The sequence below is a fragment of the Pseudomonas sp. NPDC085632 genome (assembly GCF_044541255.1).
Classification (GTDB): Bacteria; Pseudomonadota; Gammaproteobacteria; order Pseudomonadales; family Pseudomonadaceae; genus Aquipseudomonas.
This window is the reverse complement of sequence record NZ_JBITSX010000003.1, coordinates 194415-213819: the sequence shown is the minus strand read 5'-3', so window position 1 is coordinate 213819 and position 19405 is coordinate 194415. Positions and strand designations below refer to the sequence as shown.

Sequence of the window (19405 nt, the reverse complement as noted above, 5' to 3'; positions counted from 1 at the left end):
GCTAGAGATTTTCAGAAAAAACGGTGGCAGCGCCGCTGAGCATGCTCACCGTCGATGTTGCTGCTCTGTGGCCGTCAGAAACGCTCCAGCCGATAGGGCGCGCCACTTGGCAAAGCCGTTGCCGGGATTGCATCTGCGCCAGCCAGCCGCACCACCATCTCCGCCGTCACCGCCGCCTGCGTCAGCCCCAGATGCTGATGCCCAAACGCAAGCAACACCTTGCCCTCACAAACCTGATCAATCACTGGCAGCGAATCCGGCAACGACGGTCGAAAACCCATCCACGGCGTCGCCGCTTCAGCATTCAAATCCTTGCGAAACAAACCCTGACTCAACCGATGCAACTGCCACGCGCGCTCCATGCTCGGTGGTTTTTCCAGTCCGGCGAACTCGACGGTGCCGGCCAGGCGCAACCCTTCGGACATCGGCGTCATGATGAACTTGCGCTCCAGCGAGGTCACGGGGAAGGGCAGTCGGTCGTGTTCCTGCGGCAGCATCAGGTGGTAACCGCGCTCGGTGTCCAGCGGTACTTTTTTGCCGGTGAGGGCGGCGGTGAGTTTCGCCGAATGTGCGCCGCAGGCAATCAACACGCGTCGTGCAGTCAGACCACCATTGCTGGTGGTCAGTGCAACACCGTGTTCCTGCACATGGCCGCCCTGAACCTGTTGCTGGACAAAACTCACGCCACTGGCCTTGGCTGCTTCGACCAGTTCACACACCACGCGATACGGATCGATAAAGTGCCCGGTGCGCGGGAAGAACAAGCCGCCCTGAATCTGTTCGCTGAGTTGCGGCGCGGTTTCGCGTATGACGCCGGACTGCCAGTAATCGACCGGCACTTGCTGCTGGTGCAATCGGCCCTGTAATGCCTGGATGGCCTGACGCGATTCGGGGCGTTCGAACACCAGCAACGAACCATCGATCTTCAGCAAGTCCGGCCGCCGGATGTCGGCGAGCAAGCGCTGCCAGGCTTCCAGACTGCTTTCATTGAGCGCACGCAAACCCGCTACGGTGTTCTGAAAAGGCGTCGGGCGCAGATTCAGCAACAACCGCGTAAACCACGGCAAGGCGCGCGGCAGGTATTTCCAGTCCAGCCGCAGCGGCCCCATCGGGTCCATCAGCATGGCTGGCAGGCGCTTGAGGATGGACGCGTCGGCAATCGGAAACACCTGCTCGGTCGCCAGATGCCCGGCGTTGCCGAACGAGGCACCGTGGCCGGGTTGCTGCTGATCGATGACCACCACGCGCAAACCCTGACGAGCCAAACGCAGTGCGCAGGCGACGCCGATGATGCCGGCGCCGACCACGGCGATGTCGTGGGAGACGTTATTGGTCATGGCACTGCGCTTCCCTGTGGCCATCGAGCAGACGACGCAATTGCAGCGGATTGGCTCGCTTCAGTGCGGTCGGCAACAAGCTGTCCGGGAAGTCCTGATAGCAGACCGGGCGCAGGAAACGCAGGATCGCCGCGGTACCAACGGATGTTGTGCGCGAGTCGCACGTGGCCGGGAACGGCCCGCCGTGAACCATTGCATCACACACCTCGACCCCGGTTGGCCAGCCGTTGACCAGCAAGCGGCCGGCCTTGCGCTCCAGCGTCGGCAGCAATGCACGCGCCTGTTGCAGATCCTGGTCATCCAGATGCAATGTCGCGGTCAACTGGCCCTCCAGATGTTCGGTCACCTGGCGGATTTCAGCTTCACTTTCGCATTGCACGATCAGCGCAGCTGCACCGAAGGCTTCGGCTTGCAGGCGGTGATCGGTCAGAAAGTCGGCGGTCTCGGTCACGAATACACGGGTCTGACATTGGTTCGGGCCGTTGGCGCTCTGACCAACACCTGCGATGTTCGCCCTGGCATTCTCGGCCAGCGCATTCACGGCAGATTCATAGGCGTTGAAGATGCCCGGTGTCAGCATCGTCTGCGCCGGACTGCGTTGAATGATCTCGCTGGTGGCGGCAATAAACCTGTCCAGCGCCGGTCCTTTCAAGGCAATGACCAAACCCGGATTGGTACAGAACTGGCCCGCGCCCAGCGTCAGCGAGGCCACAAACCCTTCAGCCAATGCCTGCGCGCGGTCGTCCAGCGCCGCTGGAAACAGCAGCACCGGGTTGATTGAACTCATTTCCGCGTACACCGGAATCGGTTCGGGCCTGGCCTGCGCGGCTTGAATCAGCGCCAGGCCACCGCCGCGCGAACCGGTGAAGCCCACCGCTTTGATCCGTGGATCAGTGACCAGCGCAATGCCCACTTCGCGGCCCGAACCGTACAGCAACGAGAACACGCCCTCCGGCAAATCACAGCTTTTTATGGCCCGAGCCACCGCGCGACCGACCAGTTCGCTGGTGCCGGGATGCGCACTGTGCGCCTTGACGATCACCGGGCAACCGGCGGCCAATGCCGACGCGGTGTCACCGCCGGCCACTGAAAATGCCAGCGGGAAGTTGCTCGCGCCAAACACCGCGACCGGCCCGAGCGCAATCTGCCGTTGACGCAGATCCGCACGCGGCAGCGGTTGACGTTGCGGCTGCGCACTATCGACGCGCACGTCCAGCCATTCACCGGCTCGCACCGTGCGGGCGATCATTCTCAATTGCTGACAAGTACGCCCGCGTTCACCCAGCAGTCGAGGTCGCGGCAGGCCGGTTTCCGCGTGAGCCCGGTCGATCAGTTCATCACCGAGGGCTTCGATTTCCTCAGCAATGCTTTCAATGAATTCGGCGCGGACATTCAGGGTTGTCTCGCGATAATCATCGAACGCTGCCCATGCCAGAGCACAGGCCTGTTCGACATGCTCGGCCGCTCCACCGGCATACGCCGGTTGCAGCGCTTCATCGGTAGCCGGATTGATCCCGTGAATGGCGGCGCGATTGCCCGCAACCGTGTGCTGTCCGATCAGCATGTGGCCCGTCAGAGTCATGGTGTCTTCCTGATAAAAGGTAAATGCCTGCCGCGTTGTACAACGCATCGCGGCAGGTGAGGGGGAGTTGATCAGGTGAAGTTCTGTTCCGCCGACCAGTTCTTGTACCAGTGACGGAACAGCGAATACTGCTTCTCGGCATAGCGACGCTGCGAGTCGCTCAACGCATCGGTTTCGTTGAAGTGCAGGGTGTATTCCTTGTCGCCGTTAAGCACCATCAGGTGTTTGTAATACAGCACCAGATCGCAGCCTTCATCGAACGACGACAACACCGCCAGCGCCGCCTCCAGCTCCCGCGCCTGACGACGGGCCTTGGCATCACCCTTGGCCGCTTGTTTGCTCAAAGCCACCAGTTGCAGTACTTCGCGGGGCAGGGCGTTGCCGATACCGGTGATGGCGCCGGTGGCGTTGCAGTTGACGAAACCGTGCACCACTTGCGTGTCGACACCGACCATCAGGGTCACGTCATCGTCTTTGGAGGTGATATTTTCGGCGGCATAACGCAGGTCGGCGCCACCGCCGAATTCCTTGAAGCCGATCAGGTTCGGGTACTCGCGGCGCAGTTCAAAGAACAGATCGGCACGGGTGGCGAAGCCGTAGTAAGGGCTGTTGTAGATCACTGCCGGCAGGTTCGGCGCGGCTTGCAGAATCGCTGCGAAATGGGCCTTTTGCGCCGTGACCGAAGCGCCTCGAGACAGCACGCGGGGAATCACCATCAAACCCTGCGCGCCGACTTTCGCCGCGTGCGCCGCATGGGCAACCGCTTCACGGGAATTCACCGCGCCGGTGCCGACAATGGTTGGAATCCCGGCAGCGACCAGACGCGCCACGCCTTCCTGACGCTGGGCTTCGGTCAACAGCGGCCAGTCCCCCATCGAGCCGCAATAAACCACAGCGCTCATGCCGATATCGATCAATTCGCGACCCTTGGCCACCAAGGCATCGAAGTCCGGTTTGCGCTGGGCGGTGCACGGGGTCATCAGGGCCGGCATGCAACCGGTGAAGATGTTGTCGCTCATTGTTTTTAACTCCTTGGCACATCATTCAAATTGAGGTGAAAAGCCCGCGCGGTGGCTCAGATGCCCCACGCGAACGGGTCTGCTTCGTCGATCAGTAAGGTGCTGTCGGCGGTCATGTAGGCGCGGCCAGTGATGTACGGGCGAATGCGTTCGCCTTGCCATTCGAAGCGGCCTTCGAACTGGCTGCCAGTGATGCTCGCCTGCACCCAGGTCGCGCCGGGTTGCAGCTTGTCGTCGGCGGCGAGGCAGGCGAGCTTGGCGCTGGTGCCGGTGCCGCACGGCGAGCGGTCGTAGGCTTTGCCGGGGCACATGACGAAGTTGCGGCTGTCGGCCTGATCGTCATCGGCGAACAGTTCGATGTGATCGATGACGGCACCGTCCTCGCCGTAAATGCCTTGGTCTTCGAGGGCCTTGAGCATCGCCCAGGTGTAAGCGGTGAGGTGTTCGACATGGTCCATCGTCAGTGTCTGACCGTGCTCGGAAACGAGGAAGAACCAGTTGCCGCCATAGGCGATGTCGCCCAATACCTGACCGAATCCCGGCACCTCCACCGGCACCTGTTTGCGGTGGCGATAAGCGGGCACGTTGCCCAAGGTGACGGTTCCGTCGTCATGTAGCGTGGCGCTGACGGTGCCGACGGGCGTGTCGATTTTGTGGATGCCCGGTTGGATTTTTCCCAAGTGCTGCAACGAATTGATCAGGCCAATCGTGCCGTGGCCGCACATGCCCAGATAACCGGCGTTGTTGAAGAAAATCACGCCGCACGTGGCGTCCGGCGAGACCGGCTCGCAATACAACGCGCCGACCAGCACATCGTTGCCGCGCGGTTCCAGCAGGCAGGCGCGGCGCCATTGATCATGCTGAGTGCGAAGCGCATCGCGTTTTTCCACCATGGTGTTGCCGGGTAGATCGGGGAAGCCGTTCATCACCAGGCGCGTCGGTTCACCGCCGGTGTGGGAATCAATGACGTGTAGTTCTTTCATGAATAGATCCCTTTAGCTGATTTCAGTAGGCGCCGGCAGGGCGCGCAGCCACGGTCGAGGCAGGGGCGGTGACTTCGCTTTCTTCGTCATCCTCTTCCAGACGCAGCAGGTGCGCCGGCACACCGGTCGCCGCGCCCCAGTAATAAATACCGGTGGCGCAAGCAGCGACGACGATGGTGTCGAACGGGTGAGCGAGAATGCCCAGGCCGCCGAAGGTGCCGAGTTTCGACAGCACGATGGTCACCGCATAGAAGGCGATCAGCCACGCCGAGGAGCGCACCTGACGCGCCAGATTCAGGTGAGCGGTCGGCACAAAACGACCGCAGAGCAGGTAGACCACGAACATCAGGATTTGCAGGCCGAGCAGCCACGACACGGTGTTCCAGCCCGACCAGTAGACGATCAGCGCGGCGATGATGAACGACACCGGCCCGAGCACGCCCATGCACTTGACCCGGAACGGTCGAGGCATGTCTGGCGCATTGCGGCGCAGCGCTGCGACGGACACGGGGGCCACGGCGTAGCTCAACACCAGCGCGGCGGAGACCACATTGATCAGCGCTTCCCACGACGGGAACGGCAAGGTCCAGAACACCGACAGGGCGAAGGTCAGCCACAGCGCCGGACGAGGGATGCCGGATTTTTCGTCGATGTGAGTGAAGATCTTGAAGAACGTGCCGGTCTGCGCCCAGCCATAGATCACGCGCGGGGTGGCGTTCATGTAGATGTTGCCGCAGCCGCTCGGCGAGATCACCGCATCGGCGACCACCAGATAGGCCAGCCAGCCCACGCCCAATGCCAGGGCGATGTCGCGGTACGGCAGGGAAAACTCCTTGCTGATGCCGGCCCAGCCATTGGCGAGCATTTCGGTCGGAATGCTGCCGAGAAAGGCCATTTGCAGCAGCACATAAATCAAGGTCGACAGCAGCACCGAGAGGATCAAAGCGATAGGAATAGTGCGCTGCGGATTCTTCACTTCACTGGCCACCGAGATGATCGGTGTCAGCCCCAGGTAAGCGAAAATCACGCCACCCGCCGACACCGCCATTTCGATACCGGACAAGCCGAACGGGGCGAAACCTTGCACGTGGAAGTTGGCCGGTTTGAAGAAGGTGAACAGCACGCCGATCACCAGCAACGGCACGATGAACTTGAACACACTGACCAGATTGTTGGCCTTGGCGAAGGTCTTCACGCTGCGATAATTGAGCAGGAAGAATACGCAAAGCAGACCGAACTGCACCATCCAGCCGAGGATTGTCGGGTCGCCGCTGCCAGCCTTGGTCAGCTCGGGAAACCATGCTGCCGCGTATTGGCGCGAGGCAACCACTTCGATCGCCACCAGACTGGAAAACGCAATCAGGGTGATGAAGCCCATCAGATAGCCAAGCAGTGGCCCGTGGGAGTAAACCGGATAACGCACCACGCCGCCGGCACGGGGTAATGCGGCGCCGAGTTCGCAATAGACGATACCCAGCAGCAACACGGCAAAACCGCCCAGCAGCCAGGAAAAAATCCCCGCCGGCCCGGCGATGGCGGACACATGACTGGCCGCGAACAACCAGCCGGAACCGAAGATCGCCCCGAGCCCGATAAAAGTGAGGTCGATCAGTGAAAGCTGTTTTTTGAACTTGCCTTGGCCTGACATGGCATCGCCTTCTTGTGAGTTATTGGATAGGCAGTTGTGTCACTGGGACGGCCAGACTTTGAACGGGGCGACGCTGTGGCGATTGATGTTTTGCGGCGGCATCGATGACGAAATCAGCACAGTCGCGCTGGATAAACGTGGCCCTCGACATGTCTTGAGCCATGCTGCAATCTGCAGGCGAAGCCCGTATGGCGGGCGCTTCGTCCATCCACTAACGAGGGGATTGTTTGATGCAACAGGCGTTCTCGATCCTGTCTCAAAGCATTGATGGGCATCGTCCACAGACCCTTGAGGAACTCTTGGCCGGCGCCGCGCTGCTGTTGCCGATGCTTGACGTGATCCCCAATGCGGCGATTTTTATCAAGGATGTGCAGGCCCGCTATGTGCTCGCCAACCGCACGCTGGTGCAGCGCTGTGGCTTGAAGGATCTGCGTCCGTTGCTTGGCAAAACCAGCGCGCAGGTGTTCCCGGCGCAACTCGGACCGGGCTACACCGAACAGGATCGCAAGGTGCTGGAGGAGGGCTTGGTGCTGGAGGATCAGCTCGAACTGCATCTGTACGGCAGCCGCGAACCGGGCTGGTGCCTGACGCACAAGCAACCGTTGTACAACCGTGACGGGCTGATCATTGGTCTGGCGGGCATTTCGGTGGACCTGCAATCGGCCAGTGAAACGCACCCGGCATTCGAACGGCTGGCGGCTGTCGATGAGCACATTCGCGCCCATTTCAATCGTCGGGTCACGTTAGGCGAGTTGACCCGAATCGCCGGTATTTCCGTGGCGCAACTGGAGCGCTACTGCAAACGCGTGTTCCACCTGACGCCTCGGCAGATGATCCAGAAAGTGCGGCTCGAACATGCTCATCGATTGCTGCACACCGACCTGCCGATTACCGATGTGGCGCTGCAATGCGGCTACACCGATCACAGCGCCTTCACGCGCCAGTTCAAGGCCTCGACCGGGTTTACGCCGCGCGAGTATCGGCAGGCGACGGGATAGAGACTGACTGAGGCGCAAACGGTTTTTCGAGTACTGTTGGCCTGATCTGGAGAAGCGAGGATGAATGTTGAATCATGAACTGTGGCTGGAGCCTGATGGCTTAGAGTTGTTTGTGGTGTCCGGGCCTCATGGCGATGAGGCGCGAGCGCTTCTTACTCCGGGGTCGAAACTGGTCTGGGAAGTCACCGCCGACAGCTATTTTGAAGCGATGACCAAGTACTTCGCATACATGGATTGGGGAGTATGGACGACCGATTTTCCAGAGCACGATAAAACCAGCTATCGGGATCGCGGTTGGGACACCAGCCAGAACGATGAGTAATGCTGCACGACAATATCGCGACATCGATGCAGGAGCTGCCGCAGGCTGCTCCTGCAAGGACAGCGTTGTCAGGCCAATACGCTCAGCCATGCCGAGAGCAGCAGTAACAAGGCAAGCGTCGCGTTCATCCGCTTGAACGCTTTCGGCGATCCCATCAACCGCGCACTGCCCACACCCAGCAACGCCCAGAAAGTCATGCACGGCAACGACACCAGCAGAAATGCCAACGACAACACCACCAGCCGCAGGGTCTTGTCACCCCCACCAACAAACACGCTGACCACCGCCACCGCCATCATCCACACCTTGGGATTGACCAGTTGCAGCATGGCGGCGCCCAGCACGCTGAAGCTTTCGTCCTGCGTATCCGTCGGGTCGAGCGACGGCGGCGCACTGCGAAAAATCTGCCACGCCAGCCAACTCAACCAAATCACACCGCCCCAGGCCATGGCTTGTTGTACGCGCGGATAGCGCAGCAAGGTTTCGCCGGCACCGAGGCCGACCACCAGCACGATCAACGCCGCCGCCGCGCAGGCGCCAAAAATGATTGGAAGAGTGGCGAGCAAGCCTTGGCGCGAACTGTGGCTCAACACCAGAATATTGGTCGGCCCTGGGGTGATCGAGGCAACGAAAGCAAACAGCAGAAAGGGCAGTAATGACGCCATGATCCGGATTTCCTGAAAATCAAAACAGGTATCCATGATCGCCAGTCGGCGTGCATCAGTCTGGAAGGTTTGAGCAGCGCTTGCGGTAGTCCGCCGGCGTCAGTTGGTAGGCGCGCCGGAACCAGCGGCCCAGATGACTCTGATCAGCAAAACCGAGCACGCTGGCGACCTGCGCCGGCGTTTCACCCCGGGCCAGCAACTGTCGCGCCTTGGCCAGCCGCAGCTGGATCAAGTACGCGTGCGGCGCCAGGCCAAAGGCTGTCTTGAACGCGCGGCTCAGGCGAAAACGGTCCACCCCACAGACTCGGGCCAGGTCATCAAGGCCGATATCTTCATAGGTGTGCGCGTGCAGATAATCCCGTGCCACTTGCGCCACCAATGGCAGGCGCGGATCGAAATCCTGGCGTTTGCGCCAGTCGAGATGGCGCGTGAGCGAACCCAGCAAACCATCGATGGCGGTCTGGCGGACGATGCGCAGATCGCCGTCATGCAACGCATGGAAAGCGTGACTGATCGCTGTGGCCAGACGCGGGTCCTGACTTAGCGTGTCGGTAAAACCGGGCTGGCTGTCGGCCGGGGCGTCTTCGAACAGCGCATGCATTTCACGCTCCAGCCAGTGCGGATCGAGGTAGAGCATCGAATAGGTAAAGCCTTCCTCGGTCGGCGCTTGCCCATCGTGGATTTCCCCCGGCTCCAGCAGGAACACGTTGCCTGGCGTACTGCGATGGCGTACTCGGCGGCAATTGAATTGCTGCACACCTTGTTCGGTAACGCCGACGAGGAAACTGTCATGCCAGTGCGGATCGTAGGCATGCCCCTGAAAATGCGCACGAATCGATTCAATCCCGGTGTCGACATCCTGGGACAGCTCGATCCAGTTGCGTTTATCCACGTGGGCTCCAATGTTCGGCGTTAAAAGGTACGGCCCCATAAAATACCGCGCAATGGCCATCGACGTTTAGAAGATTTGTGCAGGTGAGGGGGCTAGACTCAGCAGCTTACGACCCATTTAGCGGCAGGTGAAATACGATGATCAACCGATGCCTGCTAACGGTCTCGCTCACCCTCATCGCCCTCAGCCTTACGCTGACGGCAGGCTGCTCCAGCCGAAAACACTATCCACCGTCGGGTGTTGGCGATGCCTGCTACGCCAAGGCCTTGCCGTCGGTCGGCGAGGGCGGTCTGGCCTGGGGCTCCAGTTTGAACATGGCTCGGCAGAAGTCGATGAACAACTGCATCCGCTATGCCGGTCGCTCTGGAGGCACGCCGAATACCTGTCAGGTGGTGTTGGCCAAGTGCCGATAGCTTTCAGTTGACATGGTTGCCTTTGGCAAATATATAGTTGCCTTAAGCAATTAAATGAGCAGTTGCCATGTCCAGAATCGATCTCCTTGAGCAAGCAGACGTCGTGCGCGGCTTCAATCGCTTCTACACCCATCAGATCGGCGTACTGCAGGAGCATCTGCTGCAAAGCGACTATTCGCTGACCGAGCTACGCATTTTGTATGAACTGGCCTCGCGCGGCGACCTGACCAGCGCCGATCTACGGCAGATGCTCGGCCTCGATGCCGGCTACATGAGCCGCATCATCAGCGGTTTCGAAAAGCGCGGCTTGATCCAGAAAGTGCCGTCGCCTACGGACGCCCGCGCTGCGCAATTGCACTTAACCGATTTGGGCCGTGAAATTCTGATCCCGCTGGAAAAGGCTTCCCGCGAACAGATCGTCGCCATGCTCGAGCGATTGCCTGAACCGCAGCAGAAGCAACTGATCGGCGCCATGACGCTGATTCAGACACTGCTGCAAGGCAACAAGGATTCGAGCTATGTATTGCGCGATCCGCAGCCCGGTGACATGGGCACGGTGATGCAGCAGCAAGCCGCGCTGTATACCCGCGAATATGGCTGGAACTCGGAGTTCGAGGCGCTGGTGGCCGAGGTGGTCGCCAAGTACCTGCGTGATTACGACCCCACCTGTGAGCGCTGCTGGATTGCGGAAAAGGACGGCAATGTCATTGGTTCCGTGTTCATCGTCCGCCAGGACGCCACCACGGCCAAACTGCGCATGCTCTACGTCGACGCCAGCGCGCGGGGCTTGGGCATTGGCAGCCGTCTGGTCGAGGAGTGCCTGCGTTTCGCCCGCCAGGTTGGCTACCAGAAAATGACCTTGTGGACGACCGGTAACCTGACGGCTGCACGCAAGATTTATCAGCAGGCCGGGTTTGAACTGGTGGAGGAAGAAGCGGTTCACAGCTTTGGCAAGGATCTGGTGAGTCAGACGTGGGCGCGGGCGCTGTGATTTGTTTTGCGTTATCGGTTGCAGTGAAAAGGCAGACGAAAAAAAACCGCCTTTGCGGGGCGGTTCTTTTGTAAACCTTGGTTTGCGACCGAGGTTTGTTGCTTCACTAGCTGCTATGACCGCGCCCATGTTATGAATTTTTACGCACCGTCGCAACACTAATATTTTGTTTCAGGTACCTGTTTCCGATATCGATATTTGAAAGAGTAGGCTGACAGAAATAACGGTTTACAAAGCCGCTGAATGACTTTGTAAGGTATCGGCTGATTGAAGGTTATGATGCCGACGCTCAGATGTCTGTGCAGCGATGAGGTTTGGCTGGCAACTCAACGGTTTCATTCCCTCTGACACGGTTTTGCACCCGTGCCGGGATGATACTTCGGAGGGCTTTCAACCGGCCGCCTCACTAGCTGCTATGACATGCCAGCTGAAGGCAAGCATGGTCCGGTAAGTTTGCCGGAGGTTTGGCCCCCAGCCCTGGAGGCCAAAACGTATGAAGCTTTTGCTGCGTACGCTGAGCCTTGTATGGAGATTGTTTAAAGCATTTCGCTTTTACGAGTTCCTGCGAGACCACTTTGACGACCTGAAGTAACGACCGTTGAGGTGGGAGAAGCCCGTTTCAGTTTCGACTGGAACGGGCTTTTTTTGGCTCGTAAAACTGTCATAAGTAGGAATTTTCCACGTCAGGTTTTTTGGCCTATAGGGCCTTTCTTCGGCAAATGTAGGCATTGTTCAAACCACTCTGTAATCCGCAAAAAAACGTTCGATTATCGAGCACCCAAACCTTCGTCCAATTGCCCACCCCGACACTCCGGCGTACTGTGAGTCGTGATGCCTGAAAACCCGTGACCCCAAAATAACGACAACAACGAGCAATGCCCCATGGACAGCCATCTGCTGAGCGATCGCAGCAGCGTGTTTCGTCACGCTGATCCTTATGCCGTCTCCGACTACGTCAATCAGCACGTCGGTCAGCACTTCATCGGCCTGTCCAGAACCACCCACCCGCAAGCCAGCCTCAACCATCGCAAACTCGCCGATCTCGATCTGGCCCGCATCAGTTATGGCGGCAGCGTGCGCGTGACCTCCATTGCGCTGGAGACCGTGTACCACCTGCAAGTCCTGCTGCAAGGCAATTGCCTGTGGCGCGGGCACAAGCGCGAGCAGCATCTGGTGCCCGGCGAGTTGCTGTTGATCAACCCGGATGATCCGGTCGACCTGACTTACTCGGATGATTGCGAGAAATTCATCCTCAAGGTGCCGGTCAGCGTGCTCGAATCGGTGTGCGACGAGCAGCGTTGGCAGCGTCCGGCAAGCGGTATCCGTTTCCTGCGCAATCACTATCGGCTGGATGAGCTGGAAGGCTTCACCCACCTGCTGGCGATGATCTGCCAGGAAGCCGAGGCCAGCGATCCGTTGCTGCGCGTGCAGGAGCATTACGCGCAGATCATCGGCAGCAAACTGATCTCGCTGATGAACACCAACGTCAGCCGTGAGTGCCTGAGCGCACCGAGTGTCAGCTTCGAGCGCATCCTCGATTACATTGAACGCAATCTGAAACTCGACTTGCCCGCCGAACATCTGGCCGCGCAGGCGAGCATGAGCCTGCGCTCGCTGTACAGCTTGTTCGAACGTCAACTCGGCGTCACGCCGATGCAATACATCCGCCAGCGCAAGCTGGCGCGCATTCACGCTTGCCTCAGCGATCCCAGCTGCCCGGTGCGCAATCTCACCGAACTGGCGCTGGACTACGGTTTTCTGCACTTGGGCCGTTTCTCCGAAAGCTATCGCCAACAGTTCGGCGAACTGCCGTCGCAGACCTTCAAACGCCGCCACTAAAACACTGCGCCAACCCCTCCGAAACACGCTGAATCATCTGCCGCGCCATCCTGCACAAAACGGATAGCGATCTGCAGGATTCGGCTATTGCCCCGTGCATCGCCTCCCTAATCTGACCTGGCCTGAACAATAACAATGGAGGCCCCGGCCATGTCCCTGGGAATCGACTACCTCAATGCCATGCTTGAAGAAGACAAGGAGAAAGGTGCCTACCGCTGCAAGCGGGAGATGTTCACCGATCCGCGTCTGTTCGAACTGGAGATGGCGCACATCTTCGAAGGCAACTGGATTTACCTCGCCCACGAAAGCCAGCTGCCCAACAACAACGATTTTCTGACCACCACCATGGGGCGCCAGCCGATCTTCATCGCGCGCAACAAGGATGGTGTACTCAATGCGTTCCTCAATGCCTGCAGCCATCGCGGCGCCATGCTCTGCCGGCACAAGTCCGGCAACCGCTCCAGCTACACCTGCCCGTTCCACGGCTGGACGTTCAACAACAGCGGCAAACTGCTCAAGGTCAAGGACCCGAGCGAAGCCGGTTACCCGCAAGGCTTCAACTGCGAAGGCTCGCATGACCTGACCAGAGTCGCGCGTTTCGAGTCCTATCGCGGCTTCCTGTTCGGCAGCCTGAATGCTGATGTGAAATCCCTCGCTGAACACCTGGGCGAGTCAGCGAAGATCATCGACATGATCGTCGATCAGTCGCCAGAAGGTCTGGAAGTGCTGCGCGGTTCCAGCTCCTACATCTACGAAGGCAACTGGAAACTCACCGCTGAAAACGGCGCCGACGGCTACCACGTCAGCTCGGTGCACTGGAACTACGCCGCCACCCAGAACCAGCGCCAACAGCGTGAAGCGGGTGAGGCGATCAAGACCATGAGTGCCGGCAATTGGGCGAAGAAGGGCGGCGGTTTCTACTCGTTCGATCACGGCCATCTGCTGCTCTGGACGCGCTGGGCCAACCCCGAAGACCGTCCTGCCTACGAGCGTCGCGACGAACTCGCCCGGGATTTCGGTCAGGCTCGCGCCGACTGGATGATCGAGAACTCACGCAATTTGTGCCTGTACCCGAACGTCTATCTAATGGATCAGTTCAGCTCGCAGATTCGTATCGCCCGGCCGATCTCGGTCGACAAGACCGAAATCACCATTTACTGCATCGCCCCCAAAGGCGAGAGCGCCGAGGCCCGTGCCAAGCGCATTCGTCAGTACGAAGACTTCTTCAACGTCAGCGGCATGGCCACACCCGATGACCTGGAAGAATTCCGCTCGTGCCAGACCGGTTACGGCGCCGGGCGCGGCTGGAACGACATGTCCCGGGGCGCGACCCACTGGGTTGAAGGCGCCGATGCCGCCGCCGGGGAAATCGATCTCAAACCACTGCTCTCCGGCATGCGTACCGAGGACGAAGGCCTGTTCGTGCTGCAACACAAGTACTGGCAGGAAACCATGCTCAAAGCCGCTGCCGCCGAACCCCAACTGATCCCCGTGGAGGCCGTGTGATGAGCAACCTCTACGACTCCGTGCGTGAATTTCTCTATCGCGAAGCGCGCTATCTCGATGACGGCCAGTGGGATCAGTGGCTGGAACTGTACGCCGCCGATGCGACCTTCTGGATGCCGGCCTGGGACGACAACGACACCCTCACGGAAGACCCGCAAAGCGAAATCTCGCTGATCTGGTACGGCAACCGTGGCGGCCTCGAAGACCGCATCTTCCGGATCAAGACCGAGCGCTCCAGCGCAACCCTCCCGGACACCCGCACCTCGCACAACCTGAGCAACATTGAAATCGTCGAGCAGGGCGAGGGCCAGTGCCAGGTGCGCTTTAACTGGCACACCCTGAGCTTCCGCTACCAGGTTACCGACGGCTATTTCGGCAGCAGTTTCTACACCCTCGATCTGCGTGGCGAACAGCCGCTGATCAAGGCCAAGAAAGTCGTGCTAAAAAACGATTACGTCCGTCAGGTCATCGACATCTACCACATCTAGTCGACACGACGAGGTGCACCATGAATTTCCAGATTGCGCTTAATTTCGAAGACGGCGTTACCCGTTTCATCGAGGCTGGCGACCATGAAACCGTGGCCGACGCGGCGTATCGCCAAGGCATCAACATCCCGCTGGACTGCCGCGACGGCGCCTGCGGCACCTGCAAATGTTTCGCCGAAGCCGGGCGGTACGACATGGGCGATAACTTCATTGAAGACGCCCTGAGTGCTGACGAACTCGCGCAAGGTTATGTGCTGACCTGCCAGATGCGCGCCGCCAGCGATTGCGTCGTCCGCGTGCCGGCCGGCTCGCAGCTGTGCAAGACCGAACAGGCCAGTTTCCAGGCCTCGATCAGCGCTGTCCGGCAGTTGTCCGAGAGCACCATCGCGCTGTCGATCAAGGGCGAGGCACTGAGCAAACTGGCGTTTCTGCCGGGTCAATATGTCAACCTGCAAGTGCCTGGCAGCGAGCAGACTCGCGCCTATTCCTTCAGCTCGTTGCAGAAGAACGGCGAGGTCAGCTTCCTGATCCGCAACGTGCCCGGTGGCTTGATGAGCAGCTTCCTCTCCGGGTTGGCCAAGGCCGGCGACAGCATGAACCTGGCCGGTCCTTTGGGCAGCTTCTACCTGCGCGAAATCAAACGGCCGCTGCTGTTGCTCGCGGGCGGCACGGGCCTGGCACCGTTCACCGCGATGCTGGAAAAGATCGCCGAGCAGGGCAGTGCGCACCCAGTGCATTTGATCTATGGCGTCACCAATGACTTCGATCTGGTCGAACTTGATCGGCTGGAGTCCTTTGCCGCACGCATCGCCAATTTCAGCTTCGGCGCCTGCGTGGCCAATCCGCAAAGCGTGCACCCGCTCAAGGGGTACGTCACCCAGCACATCAAACCGCGTCACCTCAACGAAGGCGATGTCGACGTGTACCTGTGCGGCCCACCGCCGATGGTTGAAGCCGTCAGCCAATACATCCGTGAACAGGGCATCACCCCCGCGAACTTCTACTACGAAAAATTTGCCGCTGCGGCTGCCTGAACCCCTTTTCGAGGTTGTCATGAACAACAGATTCTCCAACAAGGTCGCGCTGGTCACCGGCGCGGCGCAGGGTATCGGCCGCCGTGTGTGCGAACGCCTGCTGGACGAAGGCGCACAAGTGGTCGCCGTTGACCGTTCCGAACTGGTTCACGAACTGCAAGGCGAGGGCGTACTCGCGCTGACCGCTGACCTTGAGCAATACGCCGATTGCGCACGGGTCATGGCCGAAGCCATCAACACCTTCGGCCGCCTCGACATCTTGATCAATAACGTCGGCGGCACGATCTGGGCCAAGCCCTTCGAGCACTACGAAGTCGAGCAGATTGAAGCCGAAGTACGCCGTTCGCTGTTCCCGACGCTGTGGTGCTGCCACGCCGCGCTGCCGTACATGCTCAAGCAAGGGCGCGGCGCCATCGTCAACGTTTCATCAATAGCCACCCGCAGCGTCAATCGCGTGCCGTACGGCGCGGCCAAGGGCGGCATCAATGCACTGACCGCGTGCCTGGCGTTCGAGAACGCCGAGCGCGGCATTCGCGTCAACGCCACCGCACCGGGCGGCACCGAAGCTCCGCCGCGACGCATCCCGCGCAATACCGGCGAACAGTCAGCGCAGGAGCAGGCCTGGTATCAGGAAATTGTCGCGCAAACCCTCGACAGCAGCCTGATGAAACGCTACGGCAGCCTCGACGAACAAGTCGGCGCGATCCTGTTTTTGGCCTCCGACGACGCCTCTTACATCACCGGCGTGACGTTGCCAGTCGGTGGCGGTGACCTCGGTTGAGCACTTTTCAAGGGACACAGACATGCAGCGAATTCTGATTGAAAGCCTGACGACGATCATCGTTGACCTGCCGACTATCCGCCCGCACAAACTGGCGATGCATACGATGCAGAAGCAAACTCTGGTGATCCTGCGTCTGCGTTGCAGCGATGGTCTTGAAGGCATCGGCGAAGCAACCACCATCGGCGGCCTCGCCTACGGCTACGAAAGTCCGGAAAGCATCAAAGCCAATATCGATGCGCATCTCACCCCGGCGCTGGTGGGCATGGAAGCCAACAACATCAACGCGGCGATGCAGCGGCTCGATAAGATCGCCAAGGGCAATACCTTCGCCAAGTCCGGCATCGAAAGTGCATTGCTCGATGCCCAGGGCAAGCGCCTGGGTCTGCCGGTCAGCGAGTTGCTTGGCGGACGCGTGCGAGACAGCCTTGAAGTGGCCTGGACCCTGGCCAGCGGCGACACCGCCCGCGACATTGCCGAAGCCGAACAGATGCTCGACGCGCGCCGTCATCGCATCTTCAAATTGAAGATCGGCGCCAATCCGCTGGAGCAGGACCTCAAGCATGTCGTGGCGATCAAAAAAGCCTTGGGCGAGCGCGCCAGTGTGCGGGTCGACGTCAATCAGTATTGGGATGAGTCCCAGGCGATTCGCGGCTGCCAGGTATTGGGTGACAACGGCATCGACCTGATTGAACAGCCGATCTCGCGGGTCAACCGCTCCGGGCAGATTCGCCTGAATCAGCGCAGCCCGGCACCGATCATGGCCGATGAATCGATCGAAAGCGTCGAGGATGCTTTCAGTCTTGCTGCTGACGGCGCTGCCAGTGTGTTCGCCCTGAAAATCGCCAAGAACGGCGGCCCGCGTGCCGTGCTCAGAACCGCGCAGATCGCCGAAGCCGCCGGCATCGCGCTGTACGGCGGCACGATGCTCGAAGGCTCCGTCGGCACGCTGGCCTCGGCGCACGCCTTCCTCACGTTAAGGCAACTGACCTGGGACACCGAATTGTTCGGCCCGTTGTTGCTGACCGAAGACATCGTCACTGAAGCGCCGCAGTACCGCGATTTCCACTTGCACATCCCGCGAACCCCGGGTCTTGGCCTGACGCTGGATGAAGAGCGTCTGGCGCGTTTTCGCCGCCACTGAATCAGGAGAGTCACCATGCTGTTCCACGTAAAAATGACCGTGAAATTGCCCGTCGATATGGACCCGTCATTGGCCACCCGGCTCAAGGCGGACGAAAAGGAATTGGCCCAACGGCTGCTGCGCGAAGGCGTGTGGCGACACCTGTGGCGCATCGCCGGGCACTACGCCAATTACAGCGTCTTCGATGTGCCGAGCGTCGAGGCCCTGCACGACACGCTGATGCGCTTGCCGCTGTTTCCCTACATGGACATCGAGATTGACGGGCTCTGCCGGCATCCGTCGTCGATCCACAGCGACGACCGCTGACCCAGGGTTTCGAATCCATCCCTCAACACTGTGGGAGCTGGCTTTCCAGCGATAGCAATACACCAGCCGCCATCAATGCTGGGTGACACACCGCAATCGCTGGCAAGCCAGCTCCCACAGGGGAAGGTTGTCTGTCCTGAAGATTCGCGTGAACCACAAAACAACAAGATGAGGTAACCACCATGACCGTGAAAATTGCCCACACCGCCGAACTGCAAGCCTTCTTCAAAGAAGCCGCCGGTTTTGCCAACGACGACGGTAACTCCCGGCTGAAAACCATCGTCCTGCGCATCTTGCAGGACAGCGCGAAAATCATCGAAGACCTCGAAATCAGCGATGACGAGTTCTGGAAAGCGGTCGACTATCTCAATCGTTTGGGCGCTCGCTCGGAAGCAGGTTTATGGGTTGCGGGCCTCGGTCTCGAACATTTCCTTGATCTGCTCCAGGACGCCAAAGACGCACAGGTCGGCTTGACCGGCGGCACGCCACGCACCATCGAAGGCCCGCTGTACGTGGCCGGCGCGCCCCTGTGCGAAGGCGAGTGCCGCATGGACGACGGCAGCGAGGAGGGTGCCGCCACCGTGATGCGCCTTGAAGGCCAGGTGTTCGATTTGCACGGTCAGCCGCTGGCCGGTGCCACGGTTGATCTGTGGCATGCGAACACCAAGGGCACCTACTCGTTTTTCGACCCGAGCCAGTCCGAATACAACCTGCGCCGCCGCATCGTGACCAATGCCGAGGGCCGTTACCGCGCTCGCAGTATCGTGCCGTCTGGCTATGGTTGCGACCCGCAAGGCCCGACTCAGGAGTGCCTGAACCAACTCGGCCGCCATGGCCAGCGCCCGGCCCATGTGCACTTCTTCATCAGCGCGCCGGGGCATCGACACCTGACCACGCAGATCAACCTGTCGGGTGATCAATACCTGTGGGATGACTTCGCCTATGCGACCCGCGAAGGGTTGGTTGGGGAGGTGGTGTTCCGCGAGGACGCGGTGTCGGGGCGTTATGCCGAGCTGAAGTTCGACTTCCAGTTGCAACCGGCGCCGGACGCCATCGCCGAACAACGCAGTCAGCGACCGCGAGCGTTGCAGGAGGCTTGATACCGAGTCGTCTGTGCCCCTCACCCTAACCCTCTCCCGGAGGGAGAGGGGACTGACCGAGATGATCTTGAGTGCTACGTCGACCTGAACGATATTTGCCGAATCGAACCCGGTTGTTCAGGTCGATGTGTACCCCAAGACAACGCGGTCGGCTCCCTCTCCCTCGGGAGAGGGCTGGGGTGAGGGGAAATCAGGCCTAAGGTAATGCGAAAAAGATATTGGCTCAGCGTTTTTAAGATCGTTTAGTTTTGTCTTAACGACGAATCAAAACGCATCAAACCGATAGACCCCCGATTGCCATGACGGCACACGCTGAATCGATCACAGGTTCTTCAGGTTTGATTCACACGGGAGTGA

19 protein-coding genes are annotated in these 19405 nt (G+C 59.9%); 12 read left to right on the top strand and 7 right to left on the bottom strand.

Annotation, left to right across the window (positions count from 1 at the left end; genetic code table 11):
• Positions 1-74: 74 nt before the first annotated feature.
• The 5 genes from ACIF4X_RS04540 to ACIF4X_RS04520 form a co-directional block, all read right to left on the bottom strand.
• Positions 75-1337 (bottom strand): FAD-dependent oxidoreductase, encoded by a 1263-nt coding sequence (locus ACIF4X_RS04540; protein ID WP_397481118.1) that lies wholly within the window; start codon positions 1335-1337, stop codon positions 75-77.
• Positions 1327-2919: an aldehyde dehydrogenase (NADP(+)) gene (locus ACIF4X_RS04535; protein ID WP_397481117.1), complete on the bottom strand. Its 1593-nt coding sequence runs from the start codon at positions 2917-2919 to the stop codon at positions 1327-1329. Before ACIF4X_RS04535 ends, ACIF4X_RS04540 begins: the two co-directional genes overlap by 11 nt.
• Positions 2920-2990: 71 nt before the next feature.
• On the bottom strand, positions 2991-3938 hold the full coding sequence (locus ACIF4X_RS04530) for a dihydrodipicolinate synthase family protein (RefSeq protein WP_397481116.1): 948 nt from the start codon (positions 3936-3938) through the stop codon (positions 2991-2993).
• Between the two features lie 56 nt (positions 3939-3994).
• Complete coding sequence (locus ACIF4X_RS04525) at positions 3995-4921, bottom strand: 4-hydroxyproline epimerase (RefSeq protein WP_397481115.1); 927 nt, start codon at positions 4919-4921, stop codon at positions 3995-3997.
• Positions 4922-4943: 22 nt separating this feature from the next.
• Complete coding sequence (locus ACIF4X_RS04520) at positions 4944-6569, bottom strand: APC family permease (RefSeq protein WP_397481114.1); 1626 nt, start codon at positions 6567-6569, stop codon at positions 4944-4946.
• Positions 6570-6799: 230 nt separating this feature from the next.
• Between ACIF4X_RS04520 and ACIF4X_RS04515 the strand changes: the two genes are divergently transcribed.
• Together ACIF4X_RS04515 and ACIF4X_RS04510 are read left to right on the top strand one after the other, a co-directional pair.
• A complete protein-coding gene (locus tag ACIF4X_RS04515; protein ID WP_397481113.1) occupies positions 6800-7567 on the top strand; it encodes a helix-turn-helix domain-containing protein in 768 nt (255 codons plus the stop codon).
• A gap of 67 nt (positions 7568-7634) precedes the next feature.
• On the top strand, positions 7635-7889 hold the full coding sequence (locus ACIF4X_RS04510; RefSeq protein ID WP_397481112.1) for a hypothetical protein: 255 nt from the start codon (positions 7635-7637) through the stop codon (positions 7887-7889).
• Between the two features lie 68 nt (positions 7890-7957).
• On the opposite strand, the gene ACIF4X_RS04505 is transcribed toward ACIF4X_RS04510, so the two are convergent.
• Both ACIF4X_RS04505 and ACIF4X_RS04500 read right to left on the bottom strand, forming a co-directional pair.
• Positions 7958-8554 (bottom strand): LysE family translocator, encoded by a 597-nt coding sequence (locus ACIF4X_RS04505; protein ID WP_397481111.1) that lies wholly within the window; start codon positions 8552-8554, stop codon positions 7958-7960.
• A 55-nt stretch (positions 8555-8609) separates the two neighbouring features.
• Positions 8610-9446 carry an AraC family transcriptional regulator gene (locus ACIF4X_RS04500; protein WP_397481110.1) on the bottom strand — a complete coding sequence of 279 codons (837 nt, stop codon included), beginning with the start codon at positions 9444-9446 and terminating at the stop codon, positions 8610-8612.
• 137 nt (positions 9447-9583) lie between these two features.
• Here ACIF4X_RS04500 and ACIF4X_RS04495 point away from each other — a divergent pair, with 137 nt between their 5' ends.
• From ACIF4X_RS04495 to catA, 10 genes are all read left to right on the top strand, one after another.
• Complete coding sequence (locus tag ACIF4X_RS04495) at positions 9584-9859, top strand: hypothetical protein (protein ID WP_397481109.1); 276 nt, start codon at positions 9584-9586, stop codon at positions 9857-9859.
• 67 nt (positions 9860-9926) lie between these two features.
• Complete coding sequence (locus ACIF4X_RS04490) at positions 9927-10850, top strand: GNAT family N-acetyltransferase (RefSeq protein ID WP_397481108.1); 924 nt, start codon at positions 9927-9929, stop codon at positions 10848-10850.
• 882 nt (positions 10851-11732) lie between these two features.
• Positions 11733-12689 carry an AraC family transcriptional regulator gene (locus ACIF4X_RS04485; protein ID WP_397481107.1) on the top strand — a complete coding sequence of 319 codons (957 nt, stop codon included), beginning with the start codon at positions 11733-11735 and terminating at the stop codon, positions 12687-12689.
• A gap of 150 nt (positions 12690-12839) precedes the next feature.
• Positions 12840-14195 (top strand): benzoate 1,2-dioxygenase large subunit, encoded by a 1356-nt coding sequence (gene benA, locus ACIF4X_RS04480; RefSeq protein ID WP_397481106.1) that lies wholly within the window; start codon positions 12840-12842, stop codon positions 14193-14195.
• Positions 14195-14683 carry a benzoate 1,2-dioxygenase small subunit gene (gene benB / locus ACIF4X_RS04475; protein WP_397481105.1) on the top strand — a complete coding sequence of 163 codons (489 nt, stop codon included), beginning with the start codon at positions 14195-14197 and terminating at the stop codon, positions 14681-14683. The genes benA and benB overlap by 1 nt, the downstream gene beginning before the upstream one ends.
• Before the next feature lie 20 nt (positions 14684-14703).
• Complete coding sequence (benC, locus tag ACIF4X_RS04470) at positions 14704-15717, top strand: benzoate 1,2-dioxygenase electron transfer component BenC (RefSeq protein WP_397481104.1); 1014 nt, start codon at positions 14704-14706, stop codon at positions 15715-15717.
• Positions 15718-15736: 19 nt separating this feature from the next.
• Complete coding sequence (locus ACIF4X_RS04465) at positions 15737-16498, top strand: 1,6-dihydroxycyclohexa-2,4-diene-1-carboxylate dehydrogenase (RefSeq protein WP_397481103.1); 762 nt, start codon at positions 15737-15739, stop codon at positions 16496-16498.
• A gap of 22 nt (positions 16499-16520) precedes the next feature.
• Positions 16521-17642 (top strand): muconate cycloisomerase family protein, encoded by a 1122-nt coding sequence (locus tag ACIF4X_RS04460; protein ID WP_397481102.1) that lies wholly within the window; start codon positions 16521-16523, stop codon positions 17640-17642.
• Positions 17643-17657: 15 nt separating this feature from the next.
• Positions 17658-17948, top strand: a complete 291-nt coding sequence (catC, locus tag ACIF4X_RS04455; RefSeq protein WP_397481101.1) for a muconolactone Delta-isomerase — start codon at positions 17658-17660, stop codon at positions 17946-17948.
• 182 nt (positions 17949-18130) lie between these two features.
• Positions 18131-19048 (top strand): catechol 1,2-dioxygenase, encoded by a 918-nt coding sequence (catA, locus tag ACIF4X_RS04450; RefSeq protein WP_397481100.1) that lies wholly within the window; start codon positions 18131-18133, stop codon positions 19046-19048.
• Positions 19049-19405: the final 357 nt, after the last annotated feature.

Excerpts from the sequence above, each read along its gene's own strand:
- ACIF4X_RS04540 (WP_397481118.1), bottom strand. The coding sequence starts at position 1,337 with ATGACCAATAACGTCTCCCACGACATCGCCGTGGTCGGCGCCGGCATC.
- ACIF4X_RS04535 (WP_397481117.1), bottom strand. The coding sequence starts at position 2,919 with ATGACTCTGACGGGCCACATGCTGATCGGACAGCACACGGTTGCGGGC.
- ACIF4X_RS04530 (WP_397481116.1), bottom strand. The coding sequence starts at position 3,938 with ATGAGCGACAACATCTTCACCGGTTGCATGCCGGCCCTGATGACCCCG.
- ACIF4X_RS04525 (WP_397481115.1), bottom strand. The coding sequence starts at position 4,921 with ATGAAAGAACTACACGTCATTGATTCCCACACCGGCGGTGAACCGACG.
- ACIF4X_RS04520 (WP_397481114.1), bottom strand. The coding sequence starts at position 6,569 with ATGTCAGGCCAAGGCAAGTTCAAAAAACAGCTTTCACTGATCGACCTC.
- ACIF4X_RS04515 (WP_397481113.1), top strand. The coding sequence starts at position 6,800 with ATGCAACAGGCGTTCTCGATCCTGTCTCAAAGCATTGATGGGCATCGT.
- ACIF4X_RS04505 (WP_397481111.1), bottom strand. The coding sequence starts at position 8,554 with ATGGCGTCATTACTGCCCTTTCTGCTGTTTGCTTTCGTTGCCTCGATC.
- ACIF4X_RS04495 (WP_397481109.1), top strand. The coding sequence starts at position 9,584 with ATGATCAACCGATGCCTGCTAACGGTCTCGCTCACCCTCATCGCCCTC.
- ACIF4X_RS04490 (WP_397481108.1), top strand. The coding sequence starts at position 9,927 with ATGTCCAGAATCGATCTCCTTGAGCAAGCAGACGTCGTGCGCGGCTTC.
- ACIF4X_RS04485 (WP_397481107.1), top strand. The coding sequence starts at position 11,733 with ATGGACAGCCATCTGCTGAGCGATCGCAGCAGCGTGTTTCGTCACGCT.
- benA (WP_397481106.1), top strand. The coding sequence starts at position 12,840 with ATGTCCCTGGGAATCGACTACCTCAATGCCATGCTTGAAGAAGACAAG.
- benB (WP_397481105.1), top strand. The coding sequence starts at position 14,195 with ATGAGCAACCTCTACGACTCCGTGCGTGAATTTCTCTATCGCGAAGCG.
- benC (WP_397481104.1), top strand. The coding sequence starts at position 14,704 with ATGAATTTCCAGATTGCGCTTAATTTCGAAGACGGCGTTACCCGTTTC.
- ACIF4X_RS04465 (WP_397481103.1), top strand. The coding sequence starts at position 15,737 with ATGAACAACAGATTCTCCAACAAGGTCGCGCTGGTCACCGGCGCGGCG.
- ACIF4X_RS04460 (WP_397481102.1), top strand. The coding sequence starts at position 16,521 with ATGCAGCGAATTCTGATTGAAAGCCTGACGACGATCATCGTTGACCTG.
- catC (WP_397481101.1), top strand. The coding sequence starts at position 17,658 with ATGCTGTTCCACGTAAAAATGACCGTGAAATTGCCCGTCGATATGGAC.
- catA (WP_397481100.1), top strand. The coding sequence starts at position 18,131 with ATGACCGTGAAAATTGCCCACACCGCCGAACTGCAAGCCTTCTTCAAA.